We start from the raw sequence: 15,806 nt of genomic DNA, 5'->3' as shown, positions 1-15,806 counted from the left end.
TACGATCGGTTGTACTGGTCGCAGACCGCACCCGTCCCGAGGAGACCCACACTCCATGTCCGACACCGTTCGCGACGTCATCGTCATCGGCTCCGGCCCCTCCGGCTACACCGCCGGCCTCTACACCGCCCGCGCCAACCTGAAGCCCCTCGTGTTCGAGGGCTCGGTGACCGCCGGTGGCGCGCTGATGAACACCACCGAGGTCGAGAACTTCCCCGGCTTCCGCGACGGCATCATGGGCCCGGCCCTGATGGACGAGATGCGCGCCCAGGCCGAGCGCTTCGGCGCCGAGCTGGTCGCCGACGACGTCGTCGAGGTCGACCTCACCGGTGACGTCAAGGTCGTGAAGACCGCCACCGACACCTTCCACGCGCGTGCCGTGATCCTGGCCATGGGCTCGGGCTACCGCAAGCTCGAGCTGCCCCGCGAGGACGAGCTGTCCGGCCGCGGTGTCTCCTGGTGCGCGACGTGCGACGGCTTCTTCTTCCGCGACCAGCACATCGCGGTCGTCGGCGGTGGCGACTCCGCCATCGAGGAGGCCACCTTCCTCACCCGCTTCGGCAGCAAGGTCTCGCTGATCGTGCGCCGCGACGAGCTGCGCGCCTCCAAGATCATGCAGGAGCGCGCCTTCGCGGATCCCAAGCTCGAGATCATTTGGAACTCCAAGGTCGCCGAGATCAACGGCGCCGACCGGCTCGAGTCGCTGACCCTCGAGGACACAATCACCGGTAAGACCAGCAACCTGCCGGCGACCGGCCTGTTCATCGCGATCGGCCACGACCCGCGCTCGGAGCTGCTGCCCGGCCAGGTCGACCTCGACGAGAACGGCTACGTCGTCGTCAGCCACCCCTCGACGGGCACCAACCTGCCCGGCGTCTTCGCCGCCGGCGACCTGGTCGACCACCACTACCGCCAGGCGATCACGGCTGCGGGCACGGGGTGCGCCGCGGCCCTCGACGCGGAGCGCTACCTCTCCGAGCTCGACCACGCCGCCTCGTCGCCGCAGGACGCCCAGGACCGGGCCGACGCGGAGCTCCTCACCGAGGTCGCGCAGACCGCTGGGGCGTGACCCCACGTCGTACGTCGCCGCCGCGTGGTGGGGAACAACAGTCCATGCGCTGCTGTTGACTACTGACAGACCTCCGAGTTCACCAATGAAGGGATTCCAACTGTGGGCAACATTGCTGCCGTGACCGACGCCGAGTTCGACGCGCAGGTCCTCAAGTCCGACAAGCCGGTCCTCGTGGACTTCTGGGCGGAGTGGTGCGGCCCGTGCCGCCAGGTCGCCCCGATCCTCGACGAGATCGCCTCGACCCACGGTGACAAGATCACCTTCCTGAAGATGAACGTCGACGAGAACCCGGTGACGCCGTCGTCCTACCGGGTGACCGGCATCCCGACGATCAACGTCTACCAGGGCGGCGAGGTCGTGAAGACCATCGTCGGTGCGCGGCCGAAGGCTGCGCTGCTCAAGGAGCTCGAAGACCTTGTCTGAGCAGATCTGATCAACTCGTCCGCGAGGCCCGCGCCGACTTCGGCGCCGGGCCTCGCGCCGATTTCGGGCGCATCGCGCCGACCAGACGACCGAGCGCTGACTCCACCTCGCTGCGCCAGGTGACCGCGGCCCGCAGGTCCATCCGCATCCGCGGGGTCGTCAGGTGTGCACGGTGGGTCTTGAACCCGACGCTGCCGAGGAACTCCACCGGCAGCAGGCACCGACCGCCACGGCCGGTCGTGTCCCCGAACGCCTCGATCGCGCCGACACCCCCGCGCTTGATCAGGTCGGCCGCCATCCCCTGCACGAGCATCCGGGCGAGTCCGCCTCCGCGGTGCTCGGGATCGACGTACACCGTCGTCAGGAGGACCGCGTCGGTCGACACCGGAGCGGTCGGGATGCTCGCCGAGCCGGGCAGGAAGGCCTCGGGCGCGTAGATCGCGAAGCCGACGGGGGTGTCGTCGACGAGGACCACCCGCCCGCAGGACCCCCACTCGCGCAGCACCTCCGAGACCCACGCGTCCTTCTCCGCGCACGCGTCGGCCACCCGATCGCGGCGTACGGGGTCGAGCTCCCAGAAGAGGCAGGAGCGGCAGGGCGCGGTGAAGGTGTCGAGATGGTCCAACGTGAGCCGGTCGACCTTCCGCGACATGGAAACCCTCCTCGATCGCCATCGTAGGCCTGCGAGGATGACGCCCATGCGAGAGATCCGGCAGAGCAAGAAGCTCAAGGGCGTCCGGTACGACGTGCGCGGTCCGATCCTGGTCGAGGCCCAGCGCCTCGAGAGCGAGGGACACCGGATCCTCAAGCTCAACATCGGCAACACGGCACCGTTCGGCTTCGAGGCGCCCGAGGCGATCCTCGCCGACATGATCCACCACCTGCCGGAGTCGCAGGGGTACGCCGACTCGCGCGGCATCTACGAGGCGCGCACCGCGGTCATGAACTACTACCAGTCCCACGGGCTGCGCGACGTCAGCGTCGAGGACGTCTTCATCGGCAACGGCGTCTCCGAGCTCATCTCGATGGTGCTGCAGGCGTTCGTCGACGACGGCAACGAGATCCTGATCCCCGCGCCCGACTACCCGCTGTGGACCGGTGCGGTGACGCTGGCCGGCGGCACGCCCGTCCACTACCGGTGCGACGAGGACAACGACTGGAACCCCGACCTCGCCGACATCGAGTCGAAGATCACCGAGAACACCCACGCCCTGGTGGTGATCAACCCCAACAACCCGACCGGCGCCGTCTACAGCGAGGAGACGGTCAAGGGGCTGGTCGACATCGCCCGGCGCCACGACCTGGTCGTGATGGCCGACGAGATCTACGAGAAGATCCTCTTCGAGGACGCCCAGCACCACCACGTCGCGACGTACGGCGGCAGCGACGTGCTCTGCCTGACCTTCAGCGGCCTCTCGAAGGCCTACCGCGTCTGCGGCTACCGCGCCGGCTGGGTGATGATCTCCGGGCCCAAGGAGCTCGCCACCGACTTCGTCGAGGGCCTGACCCTGATCGCCAACATGCGGATGTGCTCCAACGTGCCCGCGCAGCACGCCATCCAGACCGCGCTCGGCGGCTACCAGTCCGTGGAGGAGCTGATCGGGCCCGGCGGTCGCTACTACGAGCAGAGCATGCTGGCGCACCGGCTGCTCAACGAGATCCCGGGCGTCAGCAGCGTGAAGCCGATGGGTGCCCTCTACTGCTTCCCCCGGCTCGATCCCGAGATCTACCCGATCGAGGACGACGAGGCCTTCGTGATCGAGCTCCTGCGCGCCAAGAAGCTGCTCGTCACCCACGGCACGGGGTTCAACTGGCCGACGCCCGACCACTTCCGGCTGGTGACCCTGCCCGACGTCACCGTGCTCGAGGAGGCCATCGGCCGGATCGCCGACTTCCTCGCCGTACGCCGCCACTGAGGGCTTCCCCGGGTGGGCCTAGGCTCGCCGCATGCGCGACCTCACCTACCCACCCATCATCGTCACGGCCAAGACCGGGTTCCGGGTGCTGGGGCAGCGCTTCGCGATGACCGGCACCGAGCACGTCCCGCGCACGGGCGGGGTGCTGCTGGCCTACAACCACATCGGCTACGTCGACTTCGTCTACGGCGGGCTTGCGGCCAACCCGTCGAAGCGGCTGGTGCGCTTCATGGCCAAGCGGGAGCTCTTCGACCACAAGGCGGTCGGTCCGCTGATGCGCTCGCTCCACCACATCGAGGTCGACCGCGGGGCCGGCGAGGCGTCGTTCGCGACCGCGGTGGACTTCCTGAAGCGGGGCGAGGCGGTCGGGATCTTCCCCGAGGCGACCATCTCGCGGGCGATGGAGCTCAAGGAGTTCAAGACCGGCGCGGTGCGGATCGCCGCCGAGGCCGGCGTCCCGCTCGTCCCCGTGATCCTGTGGGGCACCCAGCGGATGATGACCAAGGACCACCCCAAGGACTTCTCCCGGGGCAAGACGATCTCGATCCGGGTGGGGGCGCCCCTGCACCCCACCGGCGCGGACCCGGTGGCCGAGACCGCCGAGCTGCGCGCGGTGATGACGACGCTGCTGGACGAGTCGATCCGCGACTACCCCGCCGCCGAGCAGCCGCCCGGGTCCTGGTGGCTGCCCGCGTCGTACGGCGGGAGCGCGCCGACCCTCGAGGAGGCGGCCGCCCTGGACGCCGAGGAGAAACGTCTCCGTGCGGAGCGACGTGCCAACAAGTCGTTGTAGGGCTTTGTCGACTTATTGACTTAACGCTTAAGCGCTAGATCGGCCTGTCGGTACGGTTCCGCGGGTCCATGATCTCGATGATCCGCTGCAGGTCGTCCAACGAGGCGAACTCGACGGTGATCTTGCCCTTGGCGCGGCCGAGGTCGACCTTGACCCGGGTCTCGAAGCGGTCGGAGAGCCGCTCGGCCAGGTCGGCGAGGCCCGGTGCGTACGGCTTGTTGCGGGTGACCCGCGGGGCGGGCGCATCGACGTCGCGCACCGCCACGATCTCCTCGAGGCCGCGCACGCTGATGCCCTCGGCGATCACGCGCTGGGCCAGTCGGTCCTGCAGGTCGGGGTCGTCGATCGCCAGCAGCGCACGGGCGTGGCCGGCGGAGAGCACCCCCGCGGCGACCCGGCGCTGGACGGCCGGCGTGAGCTTCAGCAGCCGCAGCGTGTTGCTGATCTGCGGGCGCGAACGGCCGATCCGGCCGGCCAGCTCGTCGTGGGTGCACCCGAAGTCCTCGAGCATCTGGGAGTAGGCCGCCGCCTCTTCCAGCGGGTTGAGCTGCGACCGGTGCAGGTTCTCCAGGAGGGCGTCGCGGAGCATGTCGACGTCGTCGGTCTCGCGGACGATCGCCGGGACCGCCTCGAGCCCGGCCTGCTGGGAGGCGCGCCACCGGCGCTCGCCCATGACCAGCTCGTAGTCCTCCGGGCCGTGCTTGCGGACCACCACCGGCTGGAGCACGCCGATCTCGCGGATCGAGTGCACGAGCTCGGCCATCGCGTCCTCGTCGAAGACCTGGCGCGGCTGGACCCGGTTGGCTTGGATCTGGCCGACCGGGATCTCGGCGAAGTAGGCGCCGGCGACGGGGGCCAGCTCGGGTCCGCTGCGATCGGCCACCACCGTGGTGCCCTCAGCGCCGTCACCAGCCTCGCCGTCCGTCTCGGGCGACGGCCCGGTGGGGATCAGCGACCCCAACCCCCGACCGAGTCCACGACGCTGCGGCGGGCGGTTGGCGGCGTTCATGTGCTGGGTCCCCTGTCGACGGGCTTGGTGGCGATCTCGCGGGCGGCCTCGAGGTAGGAGAGCGCGCCCGGCGATCCGGGATCGTAGGTCATCACGGTCTGGCCGTACGACGGCGCCTCGGACACCCGTACCGAGCGCGGGATCGACGTCTTCAGCACCTGGTCGCCGAAGTGCTCGCGGACCTCCTCGGCCACGCCGGCAGCCAGCCGGGTGCGCGCGTCGTACATCGTCACCAGAATGGTCGAGACGACCAGGTCGGGGTTGAGGTGCTTCTTGACCATCTCGACGGTCTCGATCAGCTGGCCGAGGCCCTCGAGGGCGTAGTACTCCGCCTGGATCGGGATCAGCATCTCGTTGCCGGCCACCAGGGCGTTGAGGGTGAGCAGCCCCAGCGACGGCGGGCAGTCGATGAGCACGTAGTCGAAGCGGTCCTCACCGGTGCCGCCCACCTGCGGGTGGCCGTGGATCGCGCGGTGCAGGCGGCTCTCGCGGGCGACCACGGAGACCAGCTCGATCTCGGCGCCGGCCAGGTCGATGGTCGCCGGGACCACCCAGAGGTTCTCGACCTCGGGGCTGGGGCTGGCGACGTCGACCAGCGGCACGCCGTCAACCAGGGCGTCGTACGTCGAGGGCACGCCACGACGGTGCTCGACGCCCAGGGCGGTCGAGGCGTTGCCCTGGGGGTCGAGGTCGACCACGAGCACCCGCTGTCCGAGCTGGCCGAGTGCGGCGGCGATGTTCACGGTCGAGGTGGTCTTGCCGACCCCGCCCTTCTGGTTGGCCACCACGAAGATCCGGGTCTGCTCGGGGCGCGGCAGCGCCGGCCGCATCCGGGCACCCTGGCGGACCAGGACCGAGTGCTCGGCGGCCCGGGCCAGCGGCGTGGCGTGGTCGTCGTCAAAGGTCGGCGCTGCGACCGCGATGTCCTCCGCGGTCCGCACCCGGAACGCCGTCACTGGGGCCGGCGACTCGGTTTCACGTGAAACATCGTCGGTCTCGGCGCCGGCGGCCTCCTGTGGAGAAGGTGCACCAACCTGTGGATAAGCACGCTCACCAGACGCGTCTGGACCGGTGGAAAACTCGTTCATGGACCCGGAGTCCTCCGTCACGTCCGTCGCCTCCGCTTTCCTGACGGTCGGGCTCGCCCCGGAGATTTCCGGGTGGGCGCATCGACCGCAAGCGGCCAAGATACCCGGGTCGGATCGGCCCAGGCCACCCGGACCGCGAGGGTGGTGGACTCGGCCAGCCCCTCACCCAGGACGTGCACCTCCGGCTCGGCGCAGCCCCACCGCTCGAGATCGGTCCGGGCGGCCTCGATCTCGTCGGTGATCGAGGAGCCCTTCATCGCCACCAACGCGCCCGTCGGCGCGACCAGAGGCATCGACCAGCCCAGCAACCGGTCGAGCGGAGCCACCGCACGGGAGGTGACGACATTGAAGGTCCGAGTCCCGTGCAGGGCGTCGGCGCGCCCGCGGAACACCTCCACATGCGTGAGGTCCAGCTCCTCGGCGACCTCGGTCAAGAAGGTGGTACGTCGCAGCAGGGGCTCCACCAGAGTGATCCGCACGTCCGGGCGGGCGATGGCCAGCACCAGGCCCGGCAGTCCCGCGCCGGAGCCGATGTCGGCGACCGTCGCGTCCGGGGGGATCAGCTCGGCGAGGAGAGCACAGTTGACGAGGTGCCGGTCCCAGAGTCGCGGCGCCTCCCGCGGACCGATCAGACCCCGCAGCACGCCCTCGGTCGCGAGCAGCTCGGCGTACCGCTCGGCGAGGGTCAGCCGGGCAGACGGAAACGCCCTCCGCGCCGCCTCGGGCGTGGAGGGCGTTTCACGTGAAACATCGTGAGGTTCCATGCTCAGTCGGGGAGGATCACCACGTACCGACGGGGCTCGACGCCCTCGGACTCCGAGGTCAGGCCGGCGGCGGCGACGGCGTCGTGGACGACCTTGCGCTCGAACGGCGACATCGCGTCGAGGGACACGCTCTCGCCGGTCTCCTTGACCCGCGCGACCGACGCCTCGGCCAGCTTGACCAGCTCGGCGCGCTTCTCGGCGCGATAGCCCGAGATGTCGAGCATCAGGCGGGAGCGCTCGCCGGTCTCGCGGTAGACCGCGAGCCGGGTCAGCTCCTGGAGCGCCTCGAGGACCTCGCCCCGGGCGCCGACGAGCTGGGACAGGTCCGCGCCGACGATCGACACCGCCGCCCGGTCGCCGTCGACGTCCATGTCCAGGTCGCCGTCGAGGTCGGCGATGTCGAGCAGCTCCTCGAGGTAGTCGGCGGCGATGTCGCCCTCCTGCTCGAGCTGCTGCACGCGCGGCGTCTCGTCCCCGTCGGTCGGCACTGCGGTCTCGTCCGTGGTCTGCTCCACGGCCTCGTCGTCGACCTGGTCCTCGGTCACCGGCTGGTCACTCACTGCTGTTCTCCCTCAGGGTTCGGCTTCGGGGCGGGCCGCGGCCCACCGGACTGCTTGCGCTGCTTCTTGGACTGCTTCTTCGGCTGCTGCCGGACCTGCGGCTGCTGCTTCGGCTTCACCTCGGGCTCCGGCTCCGGAGCCACCACGTGGCCGTGCCGCTTCGCCTTCGCCTCGTCGCGGGCCGCCTTGGCCTTCGCGGCCTCGGTGCCCGGCGCCGGGTTGTTGCGGATCACGTAGAACTGCTGGCCCATCGTCCACAGGTTGGAGGTGGTCCAGTAGAAGAGGACACCGATCGGGAAGGCGATACCGCCGACGGCGAAGACGACGGGGAGCACGTACAGCAGCAGCTTCTGCTGCTGGGCGTAGGGACCGCTGAGCGCGTCCGCCGGCATGTTCTTGCTCATCAGCTGACGCTGGGTGGTGAAGGTCGTCGCGGTCATCGCGATCACCAGCACCGCAGCCATGATCTGGACCGCCAGGACGCCGTCGGAGCGCAGGAAGGTCGCCGTGATCGGGATGGTGTCGAAGAGCTTGGCGGCGCCGAAGCTCTTCGCGTCGTCCGCGCTCAGGAAGCCGATGCTGTCGCCCTTCGCGGCGTGCTTGTCGAGCAGCCGGAACAGCGCCAGGAAGATCGGCATCTGGATCAGGATCGGCAGGCACGAGGCGAAGGGGTTGGTGCCGCTGTCCTTGTAGAGCTTCATCGTCTCCTGGGCGAGACGCTCCCGGTCGTGGCCGTACTTCTTCTGCAGCTCCTTGACCTTCGGCTGGATCAGCTGCATGTTGCGGCTGGAGTTGATCTGCTTGACGAACAGCGGGATCAACAGGGCCCGGACCGTCAGGGTCAGACCGATGATCGACAGCACCCACGTGGCACCCCCGTCGGGGTCCATGAAGGTCGACAGCAGGTCGTGCCAGACCACCAGGACGCCGGAAATCGCGTAGTACAGCGGCGTCATGATGAAGTGGCCGATGGTGCCGAGGAATCCCACGGATCAGGCTCCTTGCTGGGGTGAGGGAGATGAGCCCGCGATGCCGCGGGAAGACTCTGTGGATCGACGCGAACGCGGGACCGGGTCGTAGCCGCCTGCCGCCCACGGCTGGCAGCGGGCGAGCCGCCGCAGCGTCAGCCAGGTGCCGATGATGCTGCCCCGCTGGGTCACCGCGTCGAGTGCGTACGCCGAGCAGGTCGGGTGGTAGCGGCAGACCTGGCCGTACAGCGGGCTGATCACCAGCCGGTAGGCGCGGAGGAGCCCGATCAGCAGCCACCGGACCGGGTCGTACTTCACGAGCTCACCTCCGCGCGCACCCGCACGAGGCAACGGCCCAGGTCGGCGCCGAGTTCCCTCGACGACGCCTCGGCGGCCGCGGGCAACGCTCGGACCACGAGCACAGCAGAGCCCGGGAGCGTCGAGACGTACTCCCGGGCCAGGTGTCGCAGTCGGCGTTTCACGCGATTGCGGACGACGGCGTTGCCCACCGCTTTGCTCACCACGAAGCCGACGAGCGGGTCGTCACCGTCGCGGTCAGGAACCGCGAGGTGGACGACGAGCGTGCGACTGCCAGCTCGGCGCCCGGTCCGGACCGCGGTCTGGAACGAGGCGCCGTCGCTGAGGCGGTGGGCCGAGGACAGCACGGGGCTGACCTGTGTGGGCTACGGCCGTCAGACAGCGAGGCTCTTGCGCCCCTTGCGGCGGCGCGAGGAAAGGATCGAGCGGCCGGCGCGGGTGCGCATCCGCAGGCGGAATCCGTGCACCTTGTGACGACGACGGTTGTTCGGCTGATAAGTACGCTTGCTCACGAGCTTCTCTCCATGCTGGTCGGGCCCCGGTGTGCGGGGCGGCCACATCCGGGCCGGGACGGCGGTGTGCCTTTTCGGCTGGCACCGCCCACCCACGAGTCGACCCGAGGGCCATGCTCTTCGCGGAGCTCATCGTGGACATGCGGCACCGGTCGACACCGGGTGACCGAGCAACGGTACGCGCTGGTCTTCCACAGGGTCAAACCCGCGCGCACCAGGCGCTGCTCTGCCTGTGGATGACGGCTTGCCGCGGCCCTCTCCGGCTTGTTACGTTCCCTGGGACCGAGGTTCCCCGACGCCCTCGTTCTCGATCAAGTTCGTAGGCGGTGTGACGCCCGCCACAGTCCCATCAACAGGCCCCTGACCTGCGAAAACGTCATATCAATCGAGTTCTGGACGTATCTCGGACCGCCTCTCTCCACAAGGAGGGGGTCGGGTTCACAACCTGTGGACAAAGTTGTGGACGCACGTCGGTACCCCCGGGTGTCCGGTTCTCCTGCGAGACCGGTGCTGCGTCCTTGACGATGGGGCCCGATCCACGACTCGAAGCCAAACGCGGCAGCAGCACATGAAGGGGACAGCGGTGGACCAGAACACGTCCGACCTCGACGTGGCATGGCGCGGCGTCGTCGACGACCTCCAGCCCAACCAGCGAGCCTGGCTGCGAGCGAGTGAGCCGGTCACCCTGCACGAGAGCACCGCCATCGTCGCGGTGCCCAACGAGTTCACCCGCAACCAGCTCGAGGGCCGGCTGCGCGCCCAGCTCGAGGACGCGCTGACGATCCGCTTCGGTCGCGAGATCCGGATCGCCGTCACCGTCAACCCGCAGCTCGAGGACAGTGCCCCGGCGATGTCGACGAACCTCGACGAACCGACAAGTCTAGAAAACGACTTGTCGACAAAGACACCGGTCGCACCGGTGCCGGCCCCTGCTCCTCCCGTCGCCGAGCCGGTCGACAGCACCCGGCCGACCGCGCTGGAGACCCGGCTCAACCCCAAGTACACCTTCGAGACCTTCGTCATCGGCTCGTCCAACCGCTTCCCCCACGCCGCTGCGGTCGCCGTGGCCGAGGCGCCGGGCAAGGCCTACAACCCGTTGCTCGTCTACGGCGACTCCGGCCTGGGCAAGACCCACCTGCTCCACGCGATCGGTCACTACGTGCGCTCCCTCTACACGGGCGCCAAGGTGCGCTACGTGTCGAGCGAGGAGTTCACCAACGAGTTCATCAACGCGATCCGTGACGACCGGCAGGACCGGTTCAAGCGCCGCTACCGCGACGTCGACGTGCTGCTGATCGACGACATCCAGTTCCTGGAGGGGAAGACCCAGACGCAGGAGGAGTTCTTCCACACGTTCAACACCCTCCACAACGCGAACAAGCAGATCGTGCTGACCTCCGACCGCGCGCCGAAGCGGCTCGAGGCGCTCGAGGACCGGCTGCGCAACCGGTTCGAGTGGGGCCTGATCACCGACGTCCAGCCGCCCGACCTCGAGACGCGGATCGCGATCCTGCGCAAGAAGGCCGCGATGGACCGGCTCACCGCACCGCCGGACGTGCTCGAGTTCATCGCCTCCAAGATCCAGACCAACATCCGCGAGCTCGAGGGTGCGCTCATCCGGGTCACGGCGTTCGCGAACCTCAACCGCCAAGAGGTCGACATGACCCTGGCCGAGATCGTGCTGAAGGACCTGATCCCCGAGGGCGGCGAGCCCGAGATCACGGCAGCCCTGATCATCGCCCAGACCGCGGCCTACTTCGGGCTCTCCATCGAGGAGCTCACCGGTCCCAGCCGCGGGCGCCACCTCGTGATGGCTCGCCAGATCGCGATGTACCTGTGCCGCGAGCTCACCGACCTGTCGCTGCCCAAGATCGGCGCCCAGTTCGGCAACCGCGACCACACGACGGTGATGTACGCCGACCGCAAGATCAACCAGCTACTCGCCGAGCGTCGCGCGGTCTTCAACCAGGTCTCCGAGCTCACCAACCGCGTCAAGCTGCAGGCCCGGCACGCCTGATTTCCTGTCGTTCTTCCCTGTGGACGACATGTGGGCCCAGCGCGCTGCACCGGTGACTGCCTGTGGAACGACCGTCACCACCGGGCCCCGTGTGGATCCGCGTCCACATGGTGCGCCAGTCGTCCCGGCGTGGTTCCACAACCCCTGTGCACATGAAATTCCGCGTCTGACCTGCGCAAACGGTAGTTCTCCACAGATTCCACCGATGCTATGACTACGACGTACCTCCAGACTGATCGATCATCCGTCAACATCCATCCGGCGCCCTTCCTGTGGACAACCGGTCCCGAGCTCGGTCCCCGGTCGCATCCCAAACCACACCGAACCTCCCGCGCGTCGACGCTGCGTGGCAGGATTCGCATCCCACCTCACCTGTTCGACCGACCCGAAGGACCCACATCGTGAAGTTCCGCGTCGAGCGCGACGTGCTCGCCGATGCTGTCGCCTGGGCTGCTCGCAGCCTCCCGGTGCGTCCCAGCGTCCCGGTCCTGGCCGGCCTGCTGATCGAGGCGAGTGACGACGGACTGGTGCTCTCCACCTTCGACTACGAGACGTCCGCCCGCGCGACGCTGAGCGCCCAGGTCAGCGACGAGGGCCGTGCCCTGGTCAGCGGTCGCCTGCTCGCCGACATCTGCCGGAGCCTGCCGGCCAAGCCGGTCGACATGGTCCTCGACGGCTCCCGAGTCTCGCTGACCTGCGGCTCCGCCCGGTTCAGCCTCCAGACGATGCCGGTCGAGGACTACCCGACCCTGCCCGACATGCCCGCCGCGACCGGGTCCGTCGCGAGCGAGGCCTTCGCCCACGCCGTCGCCCAGGCGGTCACCGCTGCCGGTCGCGACGACATGCTGCCCGTGCTCACCGGTGTCCGGATCGAGATCGACGGGTCGACCATCTCGCTGCTCGCGACCGACCGCTTCCGGCTCGCCCACCGCGAGCTGTCCTGGAACCCGCACACCCCCGACGAGTCCGCCGCCGCGCTGGTCCCGGCCCGAGTGCTCGGCGACACCGCCAAGTCGCTCACCGCCGGCGGTGAGGTGACCATCGCGCTGGCGACCACCGGCAGCGGCGAGGGCATCATCGGGTTCGAGGGCGAGGCGCCCGGTGGCCGTCGTCGTACGACGACCCGTCTCCTCGACGGCGAGTTCCCCAAGGTCCGCAGCCTCTTCCCGAGCGAGCACCTCACCACCGCGCTCGTCGACAAGGCCGCGCTGGTCGAGTCGGTCAAGCGCGTGGCCCTGGTGGCCGAGCGCAACACCGCGGTCCAGCTGGCCTTCAGCGACGGGGTCCTGACCCTCGACGCCGGCTCCGGCGACGAGGCGCAGGCCTCCGAGTCGATCGAGGCGACCATCAACGGCGACGAGATCACGACCGGCTTCAACCCGCAGTTCCTACTCGACGGGCTCGGCGCGATCGACCAGCCGGTCGTCGAGCTCGCCTTCACGCAGGCGTCCAAGCCGGTCGTCATCAGCGGCTCCGTCGCCGAGGGTGAGCGCGACACCGCGTTCCGCTACCTGTTGATGCCGCGCCGCCTGCTCTCCTGACCTCACTCGACACGGCCTAGGCTGGAGCCGACCCCGCACCGCAGCGCACACGGAGGAACAGCCATGCACCTCGGACTCGTCGGCCTCGGCAAGATGGGCGGGAACATGCGGACCCGTCTGCGCGACGCCGGCCACACCGTCATCGGATACGACCGCAACCCCGACCTGGCCGACGCCGACAGCCTCGCCGCCATGGTCGAGCAGCTCCCGTCGCCCAAGGTCGTCTGGGTGATGGTGCCGGCTGGTGACCCGACCCGGCAGACGGTCAAGGAGCTCGGCGAGCTGCTCAGCGAGGGCGACCTCGTGGTCGACGGCGGCAACTCGAAGTGGACCGACGACCAGGCCAACGCCGAGATGCTGTCGACCAAGGGCATCGGTTTCGTCGACTGCGGTGTGTCCGGTGGCGTCTGGGGTCTGAAGAACGGCTACGCCCTGATGTGCGGCGGCACCGACGAGGACGTCGCGAAGATCCAGCCGGCGTTCGACGCGCTCAAGCCGGAGGAGGGCGGGTTCGTCCACGCCGGCAAGAAGCCCGGCGCCGGCCACTTCGCCAAGATGGTCCACAACGGCATCGAGTACGCCATGATGCAGAGCTACGCCGAGGGCTGGGAGCTGCTCGAGAAGGTCGACCTGGTCGACAACGTCACCGAGGTCTTCGACTCCTGGCGCTCCGGCACCGTGATCCGGTCCTGGCTGCTCGACCTGCTGGTCGCGGCCGTCGAGGAGGACCCGCACCTCGACAAGGTCGCCGGCTACGCCGAGGACAGCGGCGAGGGCCGCTGGACCGTCGAGGCCGCGATCGAGCACGCCGTCCCGATGAATGTCATCGCCGCCTCGCTCTTCGCCCGCTTCACCTCCCGCCAGGACGACAGCCCGGCGATGAAGGCGATCGCGGCGATGCGCAACCAGTTCGGTGGTCACGCCGTGCACACCGAGCCGCCCGCCGGCGGCGACGCGCCCACGTCGTGACCCCACGCCCGTGTACGTCTCGCACCTGACCCTGCACGACTTCCGGTCCTACGCCACGGCCGACGTCGCGCTCGAGCCAGGGGTCACGGCGTTCATCGGGCGCAACGGTCAGGGCAAGACCAACCTGGTCGAGGCGATCGACTACCTCTCGCGCCTCGCCTCGCACCGGGTGTCGGCGGACGCGCCGCTGGTGCGGGCGGGCACCGACCAGGCCGTGATCCGGGCCGCCGTCGTCCGCGACGGCCGCACCGCTGTGCTCGAGATCGAGATCAACCCGGGCAAGTCCAACCGGGCCCGGGTCAACCGGTCGCCGCTCCCCCGTGCCCGCGAGCTGGTCGGCCTGGTGCGCACGGTCGTCTTCTCCCCCGAGGACCTGACCCTGATCAAGGGCGACCCGTCCGACCGGCGCAAGTTCCTCGACGACCTGCTGGTGCTGCGCACGCCCCGGCTGGCCGGCGTCCGCTCCGACTACGACCGGATCCTGCGCCAGCGCAACTCGCTGCTGAAGACCGCGGGCGCCGCCCGTCGCGGCAGCTCCTCGCAGGAGGGCGCACTCTCGACCCTCGGTGTCTGGGACGCGCATCTCTCCCGGACCGGCGCCGAGCTCCTCGCCGAGCGGCTCGCCCTGGTCGAGGCGTTGCGGCCGTACGTCGGCAAGGCCTACGAGACCGTGGCCCGCGGCGCGACCCGCGACGACGCCGACATCGAGTACAAGCCGTCGTTCGACCTCGAGGGCCGCACCGAGCAGGGCGACCTGACCGAGGCGCTGCTCGCGGAGGTCGAGCGCCGCCGCAACGACGAGCTCGACCGCGGCATCTCGCTGGTGGGTCCGCACCGCGACGAGCTCGTGCTCACCCTCGGACACGGGCCGGGCGAGAACCGCTTGCCGGTGAAGGGCTACGCGTCCCACGGAGAGTCGTGGTCGTTCGCGCTGGCGCTCAAGCTCGCGTCCTACGACCTGCTCCGCGCCGACGGCGACGACCCGATCCTCATCCTCGACGACGTCTTCGCCGAGCTCGACACCGAGCGCCGCGCCCAGCTCGCCGACCTCGTCGCCGGAGCCGAGCAGGTGCTCGTCACCGCGGCGGTCGGCGCCGACGTACCCGCGGCCCTGGCCGGGACGAGGTACGCCGTCGGGAACGGCGAGGTCGTCCGTGAGTCCTGACCAGCCCGACGTCCCTCCCGCCGAGGAGACACCGGAGCACGCTCCGGACGGGCTGGAGCTCGCGCGCGCACTGGCGCGCGCGACCGCGAAGTCGACCGTGACCGGGCGCGCCAAGCTCCGCAAGAAGGACCTCCCCGCGCGCGGCCGGGTCAGCGGGTCGCACCCCGACGACCGCGACCCCCAGCTGCTCGACACGACCCTGAGCCGGCTCGTCGACGACCACGGCTGGGACCTCGACCTCCGGGTGCAGGGTGTCTTCGGCCGCTGGCCGGAGCTGGTCGGCGCCGAGGTCGGCCAGCACTGCACCCCCGAGTCGCTGACCGACGGCCGGCTCGTGGTCCGCACCGACTCGACGGCCTGGGCGACCCAGCTCAAGCTGCTCGCGCCCACCGTCGTACGCCGCCTCAACGAGGAGCTCGGCCACGGCACGGTCGCCGTCATCGACATCGTCGGACCGCACCTGCCGAGCTGGAAGAAGGGCCCGCGTTCGGCCCGCGACGGCCGCGGTCCGCGAGACACCTACGGCTGAACCCGGCCCGGACCTGGCACAGCGCCACAGCCGATCTGAGAGCCCGGTCGACGTACAGGGACCTGTCGACACCCCTGATAGCCGCTCTCCGAGGCCCTCACGAGCCGCTCAGGGGCCGATTTTCTCCCCAGATCCCCCCGCCGCGAGGCTCTGGGCGTGGAA

General features: G+C 69.7%; 18 protein-coding genes. 9 read left to right on the top strand and 9 right to left on the bottom strand.

Annotated elements, in window-relative coordinates; translation table 11 throughout:
* The first annotated feature begins 55 nt into the window (after positions 1-55).
* A complete protein-coding gene (gene trxB, locus ABLE68_RS08500) occupies positions 56-1,069 on the top strand; it encodes a thioredoxin-disulfide reductase (RefSeq protein ID WP_348870880.1) in 1,014 nt (337 codons plus the stop codon).
* Positions 1,070-1,171: 102 nt separating this feature from the next.
* Positions 1,172-1,495: a thioredoxin gene (gene trxA, locus ABLE68_RS08495; RefSeq protein ID WP_348870879.1), complete on the top strand. Its 324-nt coding sequence runs from the start codon at positions 1,172-1,174 to the stop codon at positions 1,493-1,495.
* 10 nt (positions 1,496-1,505) lie between these two features.
* Here the strand turns inward: trxA and ABLE68_RS08490 are convergent, their stop codons facing one another.
* Complete coding sequence (locus ABLE68_RS08490; RefSeq protein WP_348870878.1) at positions 1,506-2,147, bottom strand: GNAT family N-acetyltransferase; 642 nt, start codon at positions 2,145-2,147, stop codon at positions 1,506-1,508.
* A 46-nt stretch (positions 2,148-2,193) separates the two neighbouring features.
* Between ABLE68_RS08490 and ABLE68_RS08485 the strand changes: the two genes are divergently transcribed.
* Both ABLE68_RS08485 and ABLE68_RS08480 read left to right on the top strand, forming a co-directional pair.
* Positions 2,194-3,411, top strand: a complete 1,218-nt coding sequence (locus ABLE68_RS08485) for a pyridoxal phosphate-dependent aminotransferase (protein ID WP_348870877.1) — start codon at positions 2,194-2,196, stop codon at positions 3,409-3,411.
* A 31-nt stretch (positions 3,412-3,442) separates the two neighbouring features.
* The gene (locus ABLE68_RS08480) at positions 3,443-4,204 is read left to right on the top strand and encodes a lysophospholipid acyltransferase family protein (protein WP_348870876.1); all 762 of its coding nucleotides are present in this window, start codon (positions 3,443-3,445) and stop codon (positions 4,202-4,204) included.
* A gap of 34 nt (positions 4,205-4,238) precedes the next feature.
* On the opposite strand, the gene ABLE68_RS08475 is transcribed toward ABLE68_RS08480, so the two are convergent.
* The 8 genes from ABLE68_RS08475 to rpmH all read right to left on the bottom strand — a co-directional run bounded on the left by ABLE68_RS08475 (position 4,239) and on the right by rpmH (position 9,423).
* Entirely contained in the window at positions 4,239-5,213 is a 975-nt protein-coding gene (locus ABLE68_RS08475) for a ParB/RepB/Spo0J family partition protein (RefSeq protein ID WP_348870875.1), read from the bottom strand.
* Positions 5,210-6,154, bottom strand: a complete 945-nt coding sequence (locus tag ABLE68_RS08470; protein WP_348870874.1) for a ParA family protein — start codon at positions 6,152-6,154, stop codon at positions 5,210-5,212. The genes ABLE68_RS08475 and ABLE68_RS08470 overlap by 4 nt, the downstream gene beginning before the upstream one ends.
* Positions 6,155-6,318: 164 nt before the next feature.
* A complete protein-coding gene (gene rsmG / locus ABLE68_RS08465) occupies positions 6,319-7,065 on the bottom strand; it encodes a 16S rRNA (guanine(527)-N(7))-methyltransferase RsmG (protein WP_348870873.1) in 747 nt (248 codons plus the stop codon).
* A gap of 2 nt (positions 7,066-7,067) precedes the next feature.
* Complete coding sequence (locus tag ABLE68_RS08460) at positions 7,068-7,625, bottom strand: Jag family protein (RefSeq protein WP_425475621.1); 558 nt, start codon at positions 7,623-7,625, stop codon at positions 7,068-7,070.
* The gene (yidC, locus tag ABLE68_RS08455) at positions 7,622-8,581 is read right to left on the bottom strand and encodes a membrane protein insertase YidC (RefSeq protein ID WP_348873248.1); all 960 of its coding nucleotides are present in this window, start codon (positions 8,579-8,581) and stop codon (positions 7,622-7,624) included. Before yidC ends, ABLE68_RS08460 begins: the two co-directional genes overlap by 4 nt.
* Before the next feature lie 36 nt (positions 8,582-8,617).
* Entirely contained in the window at positions 8,618-8,911 is a 294-nt protein-coding gene (yidD, locus tag ABLE68_RS08450; protein WP_348870872.1) for a membrane protein insertion efficiency factor YidD, read from the bottom strand.
* Entirely contained in the window at positions 8,908-9,258 is a 351-nt protein-coding gene (gene rnpA, locus ABLE68_RS08445) for a ribonuclease P protein component (protein ID WP_348870871.1), read from the bottom strand. Before rnpA ends, yidD begins: the two co-directional genes overlap by 4 nt.
* 27 nt (positions 9,259-9,285) lie before the next feature.
* Positions 9,286-9,423, bottom strand: a complete 138-nt coding sequence (gene rpmH, locus ABLE68_RS08440) for a 50S ribosomal protein L34 (RefSeq protein WP_056156542.1) — start codon at positions 9,421-9,423, stop codon at positions 9,286-9,288.
* Positions 9,424-9,991: 568 nt separating this feature from the next.
* Here rpmH and dnaA point away from each other — a divergent pair.
* From dnaA to ABLE68_RS08415, 5 genes are all read left to right on the top strand, one after another.
* On the top strand, positions 9,992-11,440 hold the full coding sequence (gene dnaA, locus ABLE68_RS08435) for a chromosomal replication initiator protein DnaA (RefSeq protein ID WP_348870870.1): 1,449 nt from the start codon (positions 9,992-9,994) through the stop codon (positions 11,438-11,440).
* Positions 11,441-11,841: 401 nt separating this feature from the next.
* The gene (gene dnaN, locus ABLE68_RS08430; RefSeq protein WP_348870869.1) at positions 11,842-12,981 is read left to right on the top strand and encodes a DNA polymerase III subunit beta; all 1,140 of its coding nucleotides are present in this window, start codon (positions 11,842-11,844) and stop codon (positions 12,979-12,981) included.
* Between the two features lie 63 nt (positions 12,982-13,044).
* Complete coding sequence (gnd, locus tag ABLE68_RS08425; RefSeq protein WP_348870868.1) at positions 13,045-13,950, top strand: phosphogluconate dehydrogenase (NAD(+)-dependent, decarboxylating); 906 nt, start codon at positions 13,045-13,047, stop codon at positions 13,948-13,950.
* A 10-nt stretch (positions 13,951-13,960) separates the two neighbouring features.
* Positions 13,961-15,115 carry a DNA replication/repair protein RecF gene (recF, locus tag ABLE68_RS08420; protein WP_348870867.1) on the top strand — a complete coding sequence of 385 codons (1,155 nt, stop codon included), beginning with the start codon at positions 13,961-13,963 and terminating at the stop codon, positions 15,113-15,115.
* The gene (locus ABLE68_RS08415; protein WP_348870866.1) at positions 15,105-15,644 is read left to right on the top strand and encodes a DciA family protein; all 540 of its coding nucleotides are present in this window, start codon (positions 15,105-15,107) and stop codon (positions 15,642-15,644) included. The genes recF and ABLE68_RS08415 overlap by 11 nt, the downstream gene beginning before the upstream one ends.
* Positions 15,645-15,806 lie beyond the last annotated feature (162 nt).

It is taken from the genome of Nocardioides pollutisoli (assembly GCF_040045055.1).
GTDB lineage: Bacteria > Actinomycetota > Actinomycetes > Propionibacteriales > Nocardioidaceae > Nocardioides > Nocardioides tweenelious.
The sequence above is the reverse complement of the archived record's forward strand: the minus strand, read 5'-3'. Positions and strand labels throughout refer to the sequence as shown.